This window comes from Streptomyces sp. NBC_01460 (assembly GCF_036227405.1).
Lineage (GTDB): Bacteria > Actinomycetota > Actinomycetes > Streptomycetales > Streptomycetaceae > Streptomyces.
This window is the reverse complement of record NZ_CP109473.1, coordinates 2924962-2942527: the sequence shown is the minus strand read 5'-3', so window position 1 is coordinate 2942527 and position 17566 is coordinate 2924962. Positions and strand designations below refer to the sequence as shown.

Genomic DNA, 17566 nt, shown 5'->3' with positions numbered 1-17566 from the left:
GTCAGTTGTCCCCCTGGTGGCGCAGCGACACCGCAGGATCACCGCGGCGCAGTGTGAGCGCGGCGACGGTCAGCAGCGGCAGCGCGGCGACCGATGCCAGCAGGACCGCGACCTGCCCGGCCGGCAGCAGCACCAGCACGTCCGGCACGGGCCGGGCCGCCTGCCCCGTCAGCACGACGAGCGGCACGACGGCCCTGGTGAGCACCGCCCCGAGGGCGAGCCCGATCAGCAGGGCCAGGGTGATCAGCACCCCCTGTTCGGCCGCCATCATCCGGGCCAGCCCCCTCCGGGGCGCGCCCAGGGCGCGCAACACGGCGAACTCGGCGCCCCGTTCGCGCTGCGAGCCCACGAGCCCCACGGCGAATCCGACGGCGGCCAGGGCGGCGGCCACGACCGCGACGGCCAGCATCGCGGACTGCGGCCCCGCGCCCAGCGGGTCGTCCGCCAGCTCCCGCGCCACCTCGTCCCTGACCCGTACCTGCGCGGGATCGATGCCGGGCAGCGCACGCAGTTCCGACGCCACCTCCGGCCCGTCGCCGGGCGCCGCGCTCAGCCACCACTCGGTGGGCGCGAGGGTGGCCCCGGAGCGGTGGGCGAGCACCTCAGACACCGCCCTGAGGTCCAGCAGAAGGGCGCCGCCCGGCTCGGTGGACGAGACCTCCGAGGTGCCTTCCTGTGCGCCTTCGAGCGCGTCGGAGGCCGTGCCGGGGCCGGTCGTCGGGAGCTGTCGCACCGCCTCGGCCAGCTTCACCCGGACCGTGTTGCCCGCCAGCGTGAGGTCGACCTCCTGGCCGAGCTCCGCCCCCGCGTACGTCAGGTACGCGTCGGTGGCCACCGCCTTCAGCACGGGGGCCGCCGGACGGACGGCGGTGATCCGGAGGGTGCCGACCGCGGAGCCGCTGCCGAAGAACGAGTCGTCGGGCGGGACGGCCCCGGTGTCGTACCGGAAGGCAGGCGCGGCACCTGAGCCGGTGACCTCCTGGGCCTTCTCCCCGGGACGGGTCTCGCTCCCCTCCGACACGGTCGTGGCGGCGCTCCAGCGCACTCCGTCCGAAGGGGGCGCCGGCCGCTCGCCGTCCGCGGTGACGGCCCGGAGGCCGGTCACCGCGACCAGCCGCTTCTCGGAGCGGGCGGACGGCACGTCACCGTCCACCTCGAAGCCGGTCACCGCCAGTCCGCCCGGTGCAGAGACGGGGAAGGACAGGGTGTGGGCGCGTCCGTCGACCGGGACCCTTCCCGCCCCGATCCGGTAGCCGATGCCGTAACGGTCCTCCAGCAGGACGCTGACCATCGGTGCGGAGCCGGACGGTGACCTGCCGCCCGGCGCCGCGGTGTCCCTGATCCGCACGTCGAGGAGCACCCGCTCACCGCCCTCGGGCAGGACGACCCCGGTCCGTGCCGTCCTCGGCGGGGCGACCGCGTCGAACAGCTTCCGCGACGACGCGCCGGAGAGGTCCCCGCGCATCAGCATCCGCTCGTCCGCGTGCGCGGTGTCCAGCGCGAGCACCTCGGCCGTCCGCCCGCCGGACAGGTCGGCCGTCGTGCGGAACGCCGGAGCCGCCTCCCGCACACCCGGCAGGTCCGTGTACGCCGCGGCCTTCGCCGGATCGCCGGACAGCGTGCCCACGACGCGCACCGACGCACCCGACCGGAAGTCGGCCTGGTCACCCTGGGAGCGGTCCCAGGACGCGCTCTGTCCGATGGCCAGCATGCCCATCGCGACCGACAGGACCAGGAGCAGCACCGGACCCGCGCCACGCAGCGGCCGTCGGCTGAACTGCCAGCCCGCCAGGGCTGCTGACAGTCCACGACCGCCCGCCGCACGGCGTTCCGCGAGCCGGGCGGCAGGCGGGAGCAGACGCAGGGTCAGGACGGTGCCCGCGAGCAGGGCCAGTGCGGGGGCGGCGACCAGGAGCGGATCGATGCCGAGCTCACCCTCCCGGTCGCCGCTGAGCGCGCCGCCGCCGGAGGCCCCGGTCTGCCGGTCGAGCTGCCAGTAGGCCACCCCGGCGATCAGCAGCAGCCCGATGTCGGCGCCCGCCCGCACCGGAGTGGGCAACGACGCGGCGCGGGCGCCCCGGCGCCCGCCCATGCCCGCGGTGAGCGCGGGCGCGACCACGGCGAGCGCGCACGCCAGCGCGACGGCACCCGCCACCAGCCAGACCGTGCCGCCCGCCCCGCCGTCGAGCCTCAGCCCGATCCTGCCGAGCTCGCTCCGCTCCGCGAGCAGCCGGGTCAGCGGACCGGCCAGCAGGGGCGCCACGACGGCGGCGGGCACCGCCAGGAGGACCGCCTCGATCGCGGCCGACGAGGCGATCCGGCCCCGGGAGCCGCCCCGGGCGCGCAGCAGTTCGGTCTCGCCGCCGCGCTCGCTGCTCAGCAACCGGGCGACGAGCAGCAGGGTGTACCCGGCGAGCAGGACGAGCTGGACGGCGACGATCATGATGGTGGAACGGGACACGAGCAGGGCCCGTTCGATCTCGTCGAGGACGGTCGGCAGCGAGGTCCTCACCGTGGCGCCGCCCCCGAGGGCCCCCGAGGCGGACAGCGCCTTCGGTCCGGCCGTCGAGGACCGGTGCAGCGCCCCGGTCCGGCCGGTGGTCACCGAGCGGAAGTCGGCGGCGGCCAGCCAGGACACCGGACCGGCGCTGACCCGGCCGGAACCCAGCACGGCCGGGTCGGCCAGCAGCGGGCCGTAGGTGGTGAAGACGACCTTCCGGGCACCGCGCCCGCCGAGCGGGTCCAGCCGCCAGTACGGGTCGTCCAGGTCGGACGCCTCGTAGAGACCGGTGATCTCGATCGGCAGGGGTGTCTCGTCCAGCCGGTCGGTAAGGGTGAGACGGACACCGGGCTTCAGCTTCAGCGCCTCGGCGGCGGCACGGGGCAGCGCCACCTGCACGGGACGCCCCGCGCCCCCGCCCCCGGCGTCCGGCATGCGTCCCGTGGTCAGGCGGACACGGCTGCGGTCGAGCGAGGCGAGATGCGTCAGGTCGGGCTGGCCACGCCGCGCGGCGGGCGCCCGGAGGTCCCGCGGCAGCGCGTAGGGCCCCGAACTCTCCAGCTTCCGTACGGCCACCGGCAGTCCGTCGAACGTGTCGCCGGCCGCCTCACGCACGGCGGCGTCGGCCTCCTCACGCCGCTCGCGGTCCACGTCGGCGGAGACGAACAGAGAGGCCTGCTCCGCGGAGCGGTGGGTGAGCGTGTGCCGCAGGGCGGCGTCGCCCGTCGAACCGGAGAACGCCGTCAGCGCGGCCAGCACGCAGGTGGTGAGCAGCACGGCCAGGAAGGCGGCGGCGAGCAGGAGCCGATGGGCGCGCGCCCGTAGAAAGACGAACCCCGTCACCCGATCCCCCGTACCTCAGCAGCCGCACGCCTCGTACGCCCCCCGGCGCACTCCGGATGCTTTCAGAGTGCACGGGCTCCTGGGAACCGTCCCGGGGAGCACCTTGACGGGATCGTGATCGTTATCCGGCCGTGGAGCACCGGATTCCGCACACCTGGATCACCCCGCGGTGTTGACCATCGAGGCGGCGGCGTAGGTGAGGTAGTCCCACAACTGCCTCTCGTGCTCGGGGGGAAGGCCGAGCTCGTCGAGGGCCACCCGCATGTGACCGAGCCAGGCGTCGTGCGCCGCCCTGTCCACCTGGAACGGGGCGTGGCGCATCCGGAGCCGCGGGTGCCCCCGCTGGTCGCTGTAGGTGCGCGGACCGCCCCAGTACTGCATGAGGAACAGCGTGAACCGTTCCTCGGCCGGGCCGAGATCCGCCTCCGGGTACATCGGCCGCAGCAGCGGGTCCTCGGCTACGCCCTGGTAGAAGCGGTGCACCAGGCGCCGGAAGGTCTCCTCGCCGCCGACCTGCTCGTAGAAGGTCTGCTCCTGAAGCGTGTCGCGCGGAATCTCTGTCACCCGTCCATCGTCGCAGACGCACCGGCCGAGGACCGGGGTCCTAGGACCCCGGTCCTCGGCCGGCGGGCGTCGTGGGATCGCCGGATCAGTCGCGGCGGACCGTGATCGTCGTCCAGGCCCCGACGTGCACCTGGTCGCCGTCCTGGAGCGGGACGGGGACATAGGGCTGGATCGGGTCCTCGGCGCCGTTGAGCGTGGTGCCGTTGGTGGAGTTCTGGTCGACGACGGCCCAGGTGCCGTCCGGCTGCTGCACCAGCACGGCGTGCTGGTGCGAGACACCCGGATCCTCCGGCGGCACGGCGAGATCGATGTCGGGGGACTCGCCGGTGCTGTGCCGGCGGCGGCCGATGGTGATCTGGCTGCCGGTGAGCGCGAGGCGCTGCTCCGGGGAGTACGCGGGCAGGTTCAGTCCGGTCGCCTCCGGGCCGCTCCGCTGCATCATCGCCAGGAAGTAGTCGCGGTCCGGCGCGATGACGGCCGTCCAACTGCCCGGCCCCTGGTCGGGCCCGCCCTGGGCGAAGCTCTGGCCGGGGAACTGCTGCTGAGGAGGCTGGGATGCCTGCGGTGCTTGAGGCGCCTGGGGGGCCTGCGGTGCCTGCTGGAAGCCCTGCGGCGGCTGCTGCTGCGAGGGCGGCGGCAGCATCCAGTCGTCGCCCCCACCGGTCTGCGGCGCCTGGGGCCGCTGCGGCGCGGGCGGCGCGGACTGCTGCTGGAACGACGGCGGGGGAGGCGGCCCCTGCCGCTGCGGCTCGAACGGCGACGGCGGGCCACTCTGCCCGCCCGGTCCCTGCTGTCCGGGCCCCTGCTGTCCGGGACCCTGGTGTCCGGGACCCTGGTGTCCGGGCCCCTGGGGGCCCGGCTGACCCGGCCTGCCCTGCGGGTCGAACGGCGACGGCGGGCCGGCCTGCTGACCGGGACCCTGCTGACCGGGGCCCTGCGGCCCCGGTCCCTGCTGGCCCGGCCCCTGGCCCGGGCGGCCCTGCGCCTCGAACGGGGACGGCGACTGCTGCTGGAACGACGGCGGGGGCGGCGGCCCCTGCTGGAAGGAGTGCGGGGGCGGCGGCGGGCCCTGCCGGTCGTCCTGCTCCGGCGAGAGCGGCTCGGCCGGCCGGTTCATCTGCGAAGGCCGGGAGCCCTGGTACTCGAACGGATCCCGCTGCTGCGGCGGGCCCTGCTGGGCCTGGAAGCCGGGCGGCAGGTTCAGCCCGGGCGGTCCACCGACACCGCCCTGCGGGGCCAGCGGCGTGTACGACGTCGCCGTGTTCGTGAGGAAGTTCCAGCGGCACTCCTCGCAGTACGGAGCCATCGGCTCACGCGGGGTGCGGCACTGCGGGCAGAGCTCGGCCTGGACGGTCTGCTGTCCGGGGCCCGGGCCCTGCGGATAGCCGTAACCGGGCGCGGGCGGCGGGGGAGGCGGCGGCGGGACGGCGCCCGCGGGCGCGCTCGCCCCGGCCATGCGATGTCCGCAGACCTCGCACCAGTCCTCGGAACCCGACTGGTGTCCGTTCGGGCAGGTCGGCATGTCGGCGCTTCCCCCTCTCCTCGTCCGGCCCGGAGGCCGTCATGCGTGTCGGTGCACCGTCCGGTCGGCCGGGACGGCTCTCGGTGCGGTTCTGCCGTTGTCGTCCGCGTCGCTATTTCTTGACGCGAACTGTCTTGGTCGAGCGCGTTTCGAGGGTCATCTCGTCCGCTTCCGCGACCCTTGCTTTCAGTCGCACAGTACCCGTCGCCGCGTCGACGACGTCGACCACCTTCGAAAGCAGTTTCGCAGTATCCGCGTTTCCGGAGGCCGACGCGAGCTGCACCGCACGCCCCAGTTTCGCCGTAGCGCCGTCGAAGTCTCCCGATTTGCGCGCATCCAGTCCCTGCTGGATGACCTGCGCCAGTTCGGCCTGCCCCGTGTAGTGCGCCACCTGGGGGTTGATCGAGGTCGAAGCGGCCATGTCGTCCGTCCACACCGCGCGGACGAGACCCTGGGAGAGGGTCTGCGGGGCACCGCCGTCCGACGGGGCCGGCAGGATCAGCGAGACCCGGGCCGCCAGCATCTCCTGACCGATCCCGGCCTCCGGAACCCTCACGCACACGTGGTAGTCCCGGGACTCGTCACCCCAGGACCCGGTCGGGTAGTCACCGGACCGCGGCCCGGACTCGGTGCGGCGGCCGGTCAGTTCGGCGACCGTCGGCGCCACCTGCTTGACGAACACGATCTCGACCCCGACGGGCGTCCAGAGCCGCAGCGCCACGTCCGCGACCTCCTTGCCCATCGCGTTCTCCATCATCCGGGTGAAGTCCGCGGCGAGGCCGGCCGGATCGGCGACGATGTCCGCCGTGCCGAGCAGGGCGGAGGCGATCGCTGTGACCTCTTTCACCTCCCAGTCGGTGCCGACACCTCGCGCGTCACAGGTGAACCGGCCCGCACAGGAGTCGAGGGCGGCCCGCAGATCCTCCGGGGACTCGTGCTCGTTGCGCCCGTCCGTCAGGAGGATGCCGTGCCGGATGTCCACCTCGGCGGCCCCCAGCAGCCGGTCGGCCAGCCGCAGCCAGGTCCCGATGGCGGTTCCCCCGCCCGCGCTCAGCCGGCGCAGGGCCTCCTTCGCCTGCGCCTTGGTCCCCGGATCGGCCGTCGCCAACTGCCCGTTGCCCGGGTACACGTCGTTGGCCACGTGCGTTCCCGCCACCACGGCGAACCGCGTGCCGTCACGCAGGGTGTCGATGGCCGCCGCCGTCGCGTCGCGCGCGTTGCGCATCTTCGTCGGCGGGTAGTCCATCGAGCCCGAGCAGTCGACCATGAGCACCACGGCCGCGTTCGGCGCCTGCCCCGGGACGCGCACGGCGGCCGGGGTGCCGTCGGCCAGGGGGACACGGCCCGTCGTCCCCCCGCCCGTGGACGTGACGGTGACGATCGCGTTGACGTCACGGCCGCCCTCGGGCAGGAATTCGTTCTGGTACACCTCGACGGAGAACTGCGGCACGTTGGACTTGGAGAAGTTGGCCATCTGAGCGGCTCCTTGAGGCTCCACGTAGGTCGGACGAAGACAGGTGTGCGGACGGACTTACGGCCGAAGGACCGGGGCGAGCGCGGCGGCCCCGGCGTGCGCGGACGGGAAGGCGTGAAGACCGGGAAGCGTAGGGACCGGTAAGCGTGGGGACGGGACGGCGTAGGGACGGGACGGCGTAGGGGCGACGGGCCGGCCGGACCACCGGCCGGGCGCCGGCGGACCGGGCGTGGGCTCAGGCCGATCCTGCCCCTGGTGCGGCCACGGCGAACGGCAGGAGCGCCACTGTTACGTTGTCGTGGCCCCCGCCGTCGAGCGCGTGACCGACCAGCACCTGGGCCCCGTGCAACGGCCGTTCGTACGCGTCGGGCGGCACGGCCGCGGCAATCTCCGCCGCGCCCTCCGCGTAGTTCCACAAGCCGTCGGTGCACACCACGACCAGGCCGGGCCGGTCCGGTTTGAAGGACGCGGTGTGCGGCTCCAGGTCGTACGCGTCGGCGCCGAGCCAGCCCGTGATGGCGTGGGCGCGCTCGTCGGCGTACGCCTCCGCCTCGTTCATCAGGCCGGCCGCCACCATCTGCGCGGCCCAGGAGTCGTCCTCCGTGAGCCGGGCCGGCGGATCGGCGCGGTCCTCGGGGACCCAGTAGACGCGGCTGTCACCCACCCAGCCGACGACCAGCAGGCCGCCCGCCGCGATCGCGCCGACCAGGGTGCACGCCGGGGCGTTCTGGTGGCGCTGCTGCTCGTGTTCCAGGGCCTGACCGGAGTCCTGGGCCAGCGCGTTGACGGCCTCCGACGCCGCGAGGATCGCCTCGTGCATCGCCTGCTGCGGATGGGTCCCGCGCGGCAGCGACTCCAGCAGCGCCTCGTTGGCCGCGCTCGCGGCCGCGGCCGAGGCCTCGTCGGGGCGGCTCGCGGAGGAGACGCCGTCGCACACGACGGCGACGACCGCCGGCGAGCCGTCCGGCAGGGCGGTGCAGGACACCGCGAACGCGTCCTCGTTGCGGTGGTGACGCAGGCCGCGGTCGCTGACCGCGGCCACCGAACCGAGCTCCTGCTCCATGTGGTCGCGCTCGCGGGGCTGGGCGTGGCCGCAGTTCTCGCAGTAGCCGTCGGGGTCCACCCGGCCCGAGCGGCACGCCACACAGATCTTGGCACCGGCCGCCGAGGCCCCCGCGGCGGCGTGCTCCACGGTACGGGGGTCGGGCGCGGCCAGCTCGAAGTCGCCCGAGGGCTCGCCGGGAGGCTCCGGGGCGGTGCCGCCGGGCTCGTCGAAGCGGACCGCCGCCCGCTCCGCGGTGGGCAGGGGCCTGCCGCCCGAGTCCACGCCCGGGAGGTCGGCCGGGCGGTGCGTCGGAGCCGGCACGTCGGAGCTGTCGGCCTCGGAGGCGGCCGGCCACGCCACGGGACCGGCGGCGGACGACGCCACGCCCTGTGCGGGCACCGTGATGGCGACCGTCGGACGGTCGCCCGGCGGCGTCGGCACCGCCGAGAGGTCGTACCCGCACGCCCCGCAGAACAGGTCGCCCGATTCCAGCGGTTCCTCGCAGCCGGGGCACCCCGCCAAGGAGGCCCGCCCGTGGATCTCTGACATCTTCACACCCAGGTCCGGGGGCGGAAACGGTTGGCCCGCTCCACCAGTTCGATCCTCTCGTCGCCCCGCTGCGCGAGCCGGGCGAGCATCCGGTACGAGCGTTCGAGACCGAACCTGAGGCCCCGCTCGTCCAGCTCACTGCCGAGCACCGTCCTCGGCGCCGCGGTCGCGGGGGAGGACGGAGCGGCCGGCTGAGCCGTGGGACTACCGGAGAGTACCCAGTCGAGCGCCGTACCCAGTACCTCGGTCGACAACTGCTCGCGTCTCACCGCGTCCAGGCCGTAGGCCCGCAGCGCGGTCACCTGGTCGGCGGCCGCGGAGAGGTCCTGGATCAGCGGCTCGTGCGGGGCCCGCTCACGGAGCCGTGCCCGCACCGCCGCCACCCGGGCCGCCGTGTAATGGATGGACGACTCCGGCACGGACTCCAGGGTGTGCACCGCCGTGGCCCTGTTGCCGGCGGCGAGCTGCACCCGGGCCAGACCGAACGCCGCGCTGACGAAACTCGGGTCGGTCACCCACACCAGGCGGTAGTACTCCGCGGCGTTGTCCAGCTGCCCCAGCACCTCCGCGCAGATGCCGAGCGCGAGCTTCGGGGCGGGCTCGCCGGGGAACGCGTCGTACACCGCGTCGAAGGACAGCGCGGCGTTCTCGTGGTCACCGGTCACCAGGGAGGCGATCCCGCGGTACCAGACGACCCGCCAGTCGTCCGGGTGCTCCGACTCCACCGCCGTCAGCGCCCGTACGGCGGAGCCGAGTTCGTCCATCTCCAGGCGGGCGCGGAGCTCCCGCAGCCTGGTCTCCAGCGAGGCGGCCGGCACGGAGTGCAGTGCGGAGACCAGCTCGGCGGGCGCCGAGGCCATCACCCCGGCCAGAAAACCGGCGTTGGGGTCGTTCGGGTCCACCCGGGGGACCGGCAGGGCCAGCGAGGTCGCCCGTGCGTCGAACGCGGCGAGCCGGGGACCCGCGGCCGGGTACGCCCCCGGGACGGGGCCCGGTTCCACGACCGCCGCCCGGGGAGCGGGGACCGCCGGCAGCGGTGGCACGTACGACGGCGCGCCGCCCGTCGCCGCGCTCCCCGTGCTTCCCGTGCCCCCTGTGCTCCCCGTGCTTCCCCGGACATGGGTGGCGGGCGCGTACAGAGGGCCCGCGCCGGCCGGCACCGGCTGCGGGGCGGCGACGGTGGGGGCGACGGGAAACGCGGCCGTCAGCGCCGACGCGGGGTGCGTCGTGGTGGTGACGGCCGGCCTGCGGCGGCGCCCGAAGAACCCCGCGCCGCCGGACGGGCCCGTCCGGGCGCCGAGCCGGGACGCCTCGCCGGTCAGCTCCGCGAACAACTCCGTGTCCGTCACGCGCAGTTCCGTGCCGAAGAGGGTCGAGAGCGCCGGGCGCGGACGGCCCGTCTGCAGGGCGACCACCTCTCGCAGGACCCCGGTCAGCTGCTCCGCCATCTCCGAGGCCGAGGAGAAGCGGCGGGCCGGGTCCGGGTCCGTCGCCCGCACGAGCAGCCGGTAGAACGACTCGTACCTCCGGAACACCTCGATGTTGTCCGGATCGGGCAGGGAGTCCACGAAGACGTTCGTGTACCCCTGGAAGTCGAAGGTCAGCACCGCGAGCGTCCGCGCCACCGTGTAGAGGTCGGAGGCGACGGACGGGCCGGTCTCGGCCACCTCGGGCGCCTGGTAGCCGACGGTGCCGTAGATGGCCGACTCGTCGTCGTCCATCCGGCGCACCGCGCCCATGTCGATGAGCTTGAGCTGGTCCTCGGTCTGGATCGCGTTGTCGACCTTGAAGTCGCAGTACAGCAGGTTGCGGCTGTGCAGGTGTCCCAGCGCCTCCAGCGCCTCGATCCCGTACGCGCAGGCCTGCTCGACCGGCAGCGGGTCCCGCCTCCCGCCCGGTGTCCGGCGCTCGTTGGCGATCTCCTTGAGCGCCTTGCCGCCGACGTACTCCATCACTATGTAGCCGTCGAGCGAACCGGTGCGCTGGTCCAGGTGCTCCACGAAGTTGTAGATGCGGACGATGTTGGAGTGCTCGATCTCCGCGAGGAAGCGCCGCTCGGAGATGGCCGCGGCCATGGCGTCCTGGTCCCCGGTGTCCAGCAGGCCCTTGAGGACCACCCAGCGGTCGGAGACGGCGCGGTCCACGGCGAGGTAGACCCAGCCGAGCCCGCCGTGGGCCAGGCAGCCGGCGACCTCGTACTGCCCGTGCACGACGTCGCCGCCGCGCAGCTTCGGCACGAAGGAGTAGGGGTGGCCGCATTTGGTGCAGAACCCCTCGGTACGGCCGGGCCGGTCCCCGCGGGCCCGGCCGACCGGCGCCCCGCAGTCGGACCGCGAGCAGAAGCGCTTCCGCTCGGGGACCTCGGGGTTGTCCATCACCGCGGTGCGCGGGTCGGGCCGCGGCACGTCGGGGACGAGCACCAGGCCCGCGCCCAGCCTGCCGCGTCCGGAGGTGGAGCCCGTGGAGGTGCCCGAGGAGCGCACCGACACGGAGCGGGACGTGGAGCTCCCGGACAAGGAGCGGGAGAGCCGCCCGGAGACCGAACGCCGGGAGGTCGACGAGCGCGACGAGGAGCGGGCGGACGCCTGGGAACCGGTCCGCTGCGAGGTGCTGCCGCTCCCCCTGCCGCCGGCAGCCCTGCCACCGCCCGCGATGCCGGTGGGCGGTGAACTCACCATGCCCGTCGGCGACACGACCGGCGCGAGGCCGCAGGTGCCGCAGTACAGCTCACCGCCGCCCATGTCCTCGTAACTGCCCTCGCACGCGGGGCGCTGGCACTCCGTACTCATGATGTCTCCCCCTGTCCGTCGTGCCTGTCCGGACGGTGCTGTGTCAGCAGGTCGGTGGCGGCCAGCTGGTAGCGCAGGACCGCCTGTTCGGCGACGCGAAGGTCGCACGGCGCGCTCCACAGCATCCGGCGGGCCGCGTCGTACCGCTCGATCAGGAGCGGGTCCTCGGCCAGACCGTGCCGGGCCACCTTCGCCTTGTACGCGTCCAGCCTGCCCCGCAGCTCCGCCCGGACCGCGAGCGGCCCCGTGACGGACGTCAGCGACTCCCGGGCGCGCAGCAGTTCGTCCTCGGCCTCCCGCTCCAGCGACTCCAGCAGAGGCGACAGCCGGTTCCACTGGGCGTGCCTGCGGTACGCCGACGCCGTCGCGAGCCGCTCCTGCAGCACGGTCGGCGGCCCGCTGACCGCGGGCACCTCGGAGGCGGCGATCTTCGCCAGCACCTCGCCGCGCGCCAACCGGGCCTCGGCGAGCGTGCGGTTCGCGCGCGACAGCAGGTCACGCACCTGGATCAGGCGCTGCTCGGCGTCCTGCCGGACCGCCAGCACCGCTTCGATCTCCCGGCGTACCTCCTCCAGGGCGAGTGCCGCGCGGTCGTAGCGCGTGGTGTCGGGCCGCCCTCCGCCGGGGGCGGCACTGCCGGGGCCCGGCACCCAGAACGCCAGTGGATCCGAGATCACCTGCTTCCGCAGCGCGGCCAGCTCCTCGGCGATCGCCTCCAGGTCGTCACCGGCCGGATGCTCCCCGGGCCGCACCCCGACGGAGTGCGCCAGCGAGGCGGTGCGGCGCAGCTCGGCGGCCAGCAGGTCTATCCGGGCGGGCAGTGCCGACCATACGGAGTCCGACGCGAGGATCATGTCCAGCGCCTGGGCGTACAGGTCGTTCATCCGGGCGACCAGCTCCTCCAGCGTGAACCGCTCGGAGAGCCGGGCCGGTCGGGTGAGCGAGACACCGGGGCCGGTCGCTCCCTGGTTCGCCACGGTCACACCGTCACCGCGCAGCAGGTCGGTCAGGGCCACCAGGTCGCTCCTGCCGGGGTAGCGGCGCCTGGCCCGGATCTCACGGGCCGAGGCCAGCGCCCCGGCGTACGCGTCGAAGTACCGCCAGAGCAACGTGATCGACCGCTTGGTGGAACCCCAGCGCTCCTCGGTGACACCGGCCAGCGTGGCGCCCTCCAGGAGCCGGCGACCGGCGTGTTCCTCCAGGGCGAGGAGCGAGGTCTCGATGGCCTCGTGCTCCGCACCGAGCCGGGCCAGCGTACGGTCCGCCTCGTCCCGGCCCATGACCGGGCCGGGGGGCCTCCCCGCGAATCCGGGGAAGGATCCCGCCACGCCCATCGATCACCTCTCCGTTCCAGCAGCCGGACCCGAGGGTCCGGACACGTTCAGTTGCTCCGGTACTTCGGCGCGGGGGGCCCCTCGATGCCCGGCAGCCCCTCCGCCAGCCAGGTGCGGTACGACGTCATCCAGGGGCTGTTCGCACCGCCCCGGCGGTAGCCGTCCAGCACGTGGTTGACCCGGGCCACCAGGTCGTCGGCGCCGAGCTTGGCCGCGACGCCGTAGTACTCGGTGGTGAACGGCTCGTCGCCCTTGAGCTCCACCGCCGGGTCCTGCGCCGCCTGACCGGCCGCCAGCGCGTTGTCCGTGACCACGGCGTCGACCTCACCGAGCTGCAGCCGCACCAGGCAGTCCAGCTGGTTGGGGACGGTCAGCTGGTCCTCGTCGCGCTCGGTGTCCTCGTGTTCGTCCTCGAACACCGCCCCGAAGGACTTCTCCTTCAGCGCGTCGTTCGCCGTGGAGCCCTCGGCCGTGCAGACGCGCTTGCCCTTCAGCGACTCGTCGTAGCCGTCGATCGTGGACTCCTTGGGAGCCAGGACCTGCTGGCCGGCCTGGAAGTACGCCGTGGAGAAGGCGACCTGGCCGACGCGCTTGCAGTTGATCGTCATCGTACGGACGACGACGTCGACCTTCCCGTTCTCCAGGGCGGCGATCCGCTGGTTGGTGGGGATGGCGCGGAAGATCACCGCGTCCCGGTCACCGAGGATGTCCTCCGCGATGGCGTGCACCAGATCGATGTCGAAGCCTTCGAGGGTGCGGCTCTCCGGATTCCGGTAGCCCCACTGGAAGCTGTTCTGGTCGACACCGGCGATCAGCTTCCCGCGCTCCCGGATCTTCCGGAGGCTCGGGCCGTCGTCGGTCGACGCGGGGACGCTCGCCTCCGGGTCCTTGCACGTCTCGGCCCTGGCCGGCACGGCCGAGGTGGTCTCCTGCCCCGCGCTCAGTCCGCCGAAGGTCCCGTCGCCGTGCGCCAGCGGCAGCAGGGTGAGCGAGGCCGTGACCGCGCAGGCCACCGCCATGCCCGTCACACCGCCCCAGCCGCGCAGCCTGCTCCGCGCCGCCCAGCCCTTCACCCTGGTCATCGCTCGTCCCCTCACCGGTACTCCGCGAGCCTGCGGTTGACCCCGACGATCGCGGCGACCGCGCCCAGCAGGGCGAGGACGGCGGCGCCGGCCGGGAGCCCGCCCAGTGCCCTGCGGCCGCTCCCGGCCGCCGCGTCGAACTCGCCCTGCTCATGGGCGAGCGCCTGCTGCAGCGCGTCGTCGACCTGCTCGAAGGACTGACCCGTGGTGCCCTTCGGCCCGATGATCTGCTTGAGCGCGGCATCGTACTCGCCCCGGTCGTCGGTCGTCCGGGCCTTCCTGTGGCGGTCCTGCCACTCGGAGACACCGCTGATGGCGTCCTTCACCGGTCCGCTCCCCGTCGCGTCGTCGCCGGCGAGCTTCTCCGCGGTGCCGAGCTGTGCGCCGAGCGCCTTCATGCCCGTGCTGTAGTCGTTCTCGTACTTGTCCCGCGTGCCGTCCGGGGTCAGGACCGCGCCCCGGGCCACCAGCGTGAGGTTCTCGTTCGCCCGCGCCTTCAGGGAGCTGATCCGGGCCTTGTTGAGGACGTCCAGCGACTCCTGCCCGTTCACCATCGCCCCCCGCAGCTCGGCCCTGGCCACCGTGTGACCCACGGCCAGCCACAGCAGCACCACCGTGGCCGCGGCCGTGGCCACGAGCAGCCCGTGGTTGAAGACCCGGTGCGTCCGGCGGTAGTTGCGCCGCTGCATCCACACCAGCGCGGCCAGCGCGACGATCCCGGCGGCCAGCGAGAGGAACGGCCACCGCCGCGCGTCGGCCGAGTCCGTGCCGAGCCGGCCCGTCTCCGCCGCGTACAACCGCTCGGCCGCCGGGAGGAGTTCGTTGGTCATCTTCTGGTTGGCGTACCGGAGGTAGGCGCCGCCGAGCGGCAGCCCCTGGCGGTTGTTGGCCCTCGCCCGCTCGATCAGGCCCGTGTACTCGGGGAGCCCCTCGCCCAGCTCGGTGATCTCCCGGTGCGAGGGGGTCGAGGGGTCCGTGCTCGCCGCGGCCTTCACCAGCAGCCGGGAGGCCTCCTTGATGTCCTTCTCGTACTGCTCGTGGACATCCTTGGGCTCCTCCGCCCCGGCGAGGAAGCCGCTCGCGGCCATCGTGTCGGCGTCGGCCAGAGAACGGTAGATGCTCGCGGCGTCCGCGCTCAGCGGCTGGCTGCGCTCCACCACGTCGTCGGCGGAGGCCGCCCGCCCGGAGATCTCCAGGAAGGTGACCATCCCGAACACCACGACCAGCAGGGCCAGTACGGCGCCGATGATCTGCAGCCGGCCCGGCTCGGTGGTCGCCGCGGCGCGCAGCCGCCCGGCGGCCTCGGACCGGAGACCACGGCGCTGCGCGGGCACGGCCGCGGGCGCGACGGGACCGTCCGTCCCCGGCTCCCGCAGTGCGGCCCCGCTCGGCGGGTGTGTCACTCGACCTCCCCCTCGGTCTCCGACGTCGGCCCCGGCCCCGGCCGGCCGGGAGACTGGCGCCCGGCCAGAAGTATGGCCGCAGGGACCGGCATTCACCAGGAATACCTGGATCCTGCACCGAATCGATCTCCCCACCAAGAACACGTTCGGGACATCTGATCGGTTCCCGTACGGAAGGGGCGCCCCCCGGCGACGGACCGGGAGACGCCCCCACCTCTGTGACCAGTGTGTCAGGTGTAGTACGCCCGCAGCCTACGGTGCGCCCCGGCCGGCGCTCCCGTGTGGTCCAGGCCGAGCAGCGCGGCGCCCAGGACGGGCGGCTCCGCGACCACCTGGACCACCGCCTTCGGGGCACGCTCCGACAACAGCCGGGCGATGCCGTCGTCCAGCCGGGAGTGCCGGGCCGCCAGCACGCTGCCGCCCAGGACGACCGGCACCTCCTCGGCCAGCAGTCCCAGCCGTCCCAGCGCCACCGTCGCCATGGAGACGACCTCGCCGGCCAGCCGGTCCACCAGGGCGCTCGCCACCGTGTCCCCGGCCGCGCTCGTCGCGAACAGCACCGGCGTCAGCTCGTGGCGGCGCCCCGCGGGGATCAGCCCCCGGTGCAGCGCCTCGATCAGCTCGTACATCGAGCCGAGGCCGAAGTGCCCCGGCAGCGTACGCACCAGCTCCGTCGGCTCCCCGCGGCCGTCCTCGGCCCGCGCGGCGAACCAGAGGGCCTCCTCGGCGAGGCCCGAACCGCCGCCCCAGTCACCCGATATCCGGCCGATCGCGGGGAACCGGGCCGTACGGCCGTCCGGGACCATGCCCACGCAGTTGATCCCGGCACCGCAGACGACGGCCACCCCGCGGGGCTCGTCCAGCGCCGCCCGCAGGATCGCGAAGGTGTCGTTGCGCACCTCGACCGTGCGGCCCCAGCCCCGGGCGAGCAGGGCCTCGGCCAGCTCGGCCTCCTCCACCGGGAGATCGGCGTTGGCCAGGCACGCCGACACGTGCTCCACGCTCCCGACGGGCTCCCCGGACGCGGCCAGGGCCTGTCCGATCGCCGAGGCCAGGACGTCCACCGCCGTCTCCACACCGACGACGGGCGGCTGGAAGCCGCCGCCGCGCGCCGTGGACAGGACGGTGCCGTCCTCGCCGATCAGTGCCACATCGGTCTTGCTGTTGCCCGCGTCGATGGCGAGGACCGAAGCGTTCACGCCCACGCCAGGTGCTCCCGGTTGTGTGCGATCAGCCGGTCGGTGAGGGCCTCGGCGTACTCGAACTGGCCGACGAGCGGGTGCGAGAGCAGCGCCTTGAACACCCGGTCCCGGCCGCCCCGCAGCGCGGCGTCCAGCGCCAGGTCCTCGTACGCCGTCACGTTGGCGATGAGCCCGGCGTACAGCGGGTCGAGGGCCGGGACCGCGAGAGGGGAGGCGCCCGTGCCGTCCACCCGGGCCTGGGTCTCGATCACCGCGTCGTCCGGCAGGAACGGCAGCGTGCCGTTGTTGTACGTGTTGACCACCTGCACGGCCGGGCCGCCCCCTCCGAGCAGCGAGGCGGCCAGGTCCACGGCCGCCTCCGAGTAGAAGGCCCCGCCCCGCTTGCCGAGCAGCGCCGGCTTCTCGTCCAGCGCGGGATCGCCGTACATGGCCAGGAGCTCCTTCTCCATCGCGGCGACCTCCGCCGCCCGGGACGGCTTGGTGCCGAGCTCCCGCACGACCTCGTCGTGCGCGTAGAAGTAGCGCAGGTAGTACGACGGGACGACACCGAGCCGGTCGACGATCTGCCGGGGCATGCGCAGGTCGCCGGCGATCGTGTCGCCGTGCTCCGCGAGCAGCTTCGGCAGGACGTCCTCGCCGTCCGGGCCGCCGAGCCGCACCCCGAGCTCCCACGACAGGTGGTTGAGCCCGACGTGGTCCAGGTGGATCTCGGCCGGAGCGACGTCCAGGAGCCGCGCGAACTTCCGCTGGAAGCCGATCGCGACGTTGCACAGCCCGACGGTCCTGTGGCCGGCCTGCAGCAGGGCGCGGGTCACGATGCCGACCGGGTTGGTGAAGTCGATGATCCAGGCGTCCGGGTTGGTGCGCCGGACCCGCTCGGCGATGTCGAGGACGACCGGCACCGTGCGCAGCGCCTTGGCGAGACCACCGGCGCCGGTGGTCTCCTGGCCGACGCAGCCGCACTCCAGCGGCCACGTCTCGTCCTGGTTGCGCGCGGCCTGCCCGCCGACGCGCAGCTGGAGCAGCACCGCGTCGGCGCCCTCCACCCCCGCGTCCACGTCGGAGGTGGTGGTGATCCGGCCGGGGTGGCCCTGCTTGGCGAAGATGCGGCGCGCCAGGCCGCCGACGAGCTCCAGCCGGTCGGCCGCCGGGTCGACGAGCACCAGCTCCTCGACGGGCAGGGTGTCCCGCAGCCGTGCGAACCCGTCGATCAGTTCAGGTGTGTAGGTGGACCCGCCACCCACTACTGCGAGCTTCAT

General features: G+C 74.0%; 12 protein-coding genes. 1 reads left to right on the top strand and 11 read right to left on the bottom strand.

Features of this window, described 5'->3' with window-relative positions; genetic code table 11:
• Position 1 precedes the first annotated feature (1 nt).
• From OG488_RS13030 to OG488_RS13005, 6 genes are all read right to left on the bottom strand, one after another.
• Complete coding sequence (locus OG488_RS13030; protein ID WP_329228927.1) at positions 2 to 3343, bottom strand: FtsX-like permease family protein; 3342 nt, start codon at positions 3341 to 3343, stop codon at positions 2 to 4.
• 159 nt (positions 3344 to 3502) lie between these two features.
• Positions 3503 to 3907 (bottom strand): globin, encoded by a 405-nt coding sequence (locus OG488_RS13025; protein WP_329228926.1) that lies wholly within the window; start codon positions 3905 to 3907, stop codon positions 3503 to 3505.
• 85 nt (positions 3908 to 3992) lie between these two features.
• Positions 3993 to 5429: an FHA domain-containing protein gene (locus tag OG488_RS13020; protein ID WP_329228924.1), complete on the bottom strand. Its 1437-nt coding sequence runs from the start codon at positions 5427 to 5429 to the stop codon at positions 3993 to 3995.
• 112 nt (positions 5430 to 5541) lie between these two features.
• A complete protein-coding gene (locus OG488_RS13015; RefSeq protein WP_329228922.1) occupies positions 5542 to 6903 on the bottom strand; it encodes a vWA domain-containing protein in 1362 nt (453 codons plus the stop codon).
• Positions 6904 to 7138: 235 nt separating this feature from the next.
• Positions 7139 to 8497 carry a PP2C family protein-serine/threonine phosphatase gene (locus OG488_RS13010; protein WP_329228921.1) on the bottom strand — a complete coding sequence of 453 codons (1359 nt, stop codon included), beginning with the start codon at positions 8495 to 8497 and terminating at the stop codon, positions 7139 to 7141.
• A 2-nt stretch (positions 8498 to 8499) separates the two neighbouring features.
• The gene (locus OG488_RS13005) at positions 8500 to 10980 is read right to left on the bottom strand and encodes a tetratricopeptide repeat protein (protein ID WP_443074278.1); all 2481 of its coding nucleotides are present in this window, start codon (positions 10978 to 10980) and stop codon (positions 8500 to 8502) included.
• On the opposite strand from OG488_RS13005, the gene OG488_RS39255 reads away from it, so the two are divergent.
• The gene (locus OG488_RS39255) at positions 10958 to 11248 is read left to right on the top strand and encodes a hypothetical protein (protein ID WP_443074215.1); all 291 of its coding nucleotides are present in this window, start codon (positions 10958 to 10960) and stop codon (positions 11246 to 11248) included. The two genes, OG488_RS13005 and OG488_RS39255, sit on opposite strands and share 23 nt — an antisense overlap.
• Positions 11249 to 11282: 34 nt before the next feature.
• Here the strand turns inward: OG488_RS39255 and OG488_RS13000 are convergent, their stop codons facing one another.
• The 5 genes from OG488_RS13000 to OG488_RS12980 all read right to left on the bottom strand — a co-directional run bounded on the left by OG488_RS13000 (position 11283) and on the right by OG488_RS12980 (position 17566).
• The gene (locus tag OG488_RS13000) at positions 11283 to 12620 is read right to left on the bottom strand and encodes a hypothetical protein (RefSeq protein ID WP_329228917.1); all 1338 of its coding nucleotides are present in this window, start codon (positions 12618 to 12620) and stop codon (positions 11283 to 11285) included.
• 47 nt (positions 12621 to 12667) lie between these two features.
• Positions 12668 to 13702, bottom strand: a complete 1035-nt coding sequence (locus tag OG488_RS12995) for a glutamate ABC transporter substrate-binding protein (RefSeq protein WP_329228915.1) — start codon at positions 13700 to 13702, stop codon at positions 12668 to 12670.
• Positions 13703 to 13713: 11 nt separating this feature from the next.
• Entirely contained in the window at positions 13714 to 15105 is a 1392-nt protein-coding gene (locus OG488_RS12990) for a hypothetical protein (protein WP_329228913.1), read from the bottom strand.
• Positions 15106 to 15335: 230 nt separating this feature from the next.
• Complete coding sequence (locus OG488_RS12985) at positions 15336 to 16310, bottom strand: N-acetylglucosamine kinase (protein WP_329228911.1); 975 nt, start codon at positions 16308 to 16310, stop codon at positions 15336 to 15338.
• A complete protein-coding gene (locus OG488_RS12980) occupies positions 16301 to 17566 on the bottom strand; it encodes a 6-phospho-beta-glucosidase (protein ID WP_329228909.1) in 1266 nt (421 codons plus the stop codon). Before OG488_RS12980 ends, OG488_RS12985 begins: the two co-directional genes overlap by 10 nt.

Excerpts from the sequence above, each read along its gene's own strand:
- OG488_RS13020 (WP_329228924.1), bottom strand. The coding sequence starts at position 5,429 with ATGCCGACCTGCCCGAACGGACACCAGTCGGGTTCCGAGGACTGGTGC.
- OG488_RS13015 (WP_329228922.1), bottom strand. The coding sequence starts at position 6,903 with ATGGCCAACTTCTCCAAGTCCAACGTGCCGCAGTTCTCCGTCGAGGTG.
- OG488_RS13010 (WP_329228921.1), bottom strand. The coding sequence starts at position 8,497 with ATGTCAGAGATCCACGGGCGGGCCTCCTTGGCGGGGTGCCCCGGCTGC.
- OG488_RS13000 (WP_329228917.1), bottom strand. The coding sequence starts at position 12,620 with ATGGGCGTGGCGGGATCCTTCCCCGGATTCGCGGGGAGGCCCCCCGGC.
- OG488_RS12995 (WP_329228915.1), bottom strand. The coding sequence starts at position 13,702 with ATGACCAGGGTGAAGGGCTGGGCGGCGCGGAGCAGGCTGCGCGGCTGG.
- OG488_RS12980 (WP_329228909.1), bottom strand. The coding sequence starts at position 17,566 with ATGAAGCTCGCAGTAGTGGGTGGCGGGTCCACCTACACACCTGAACTG.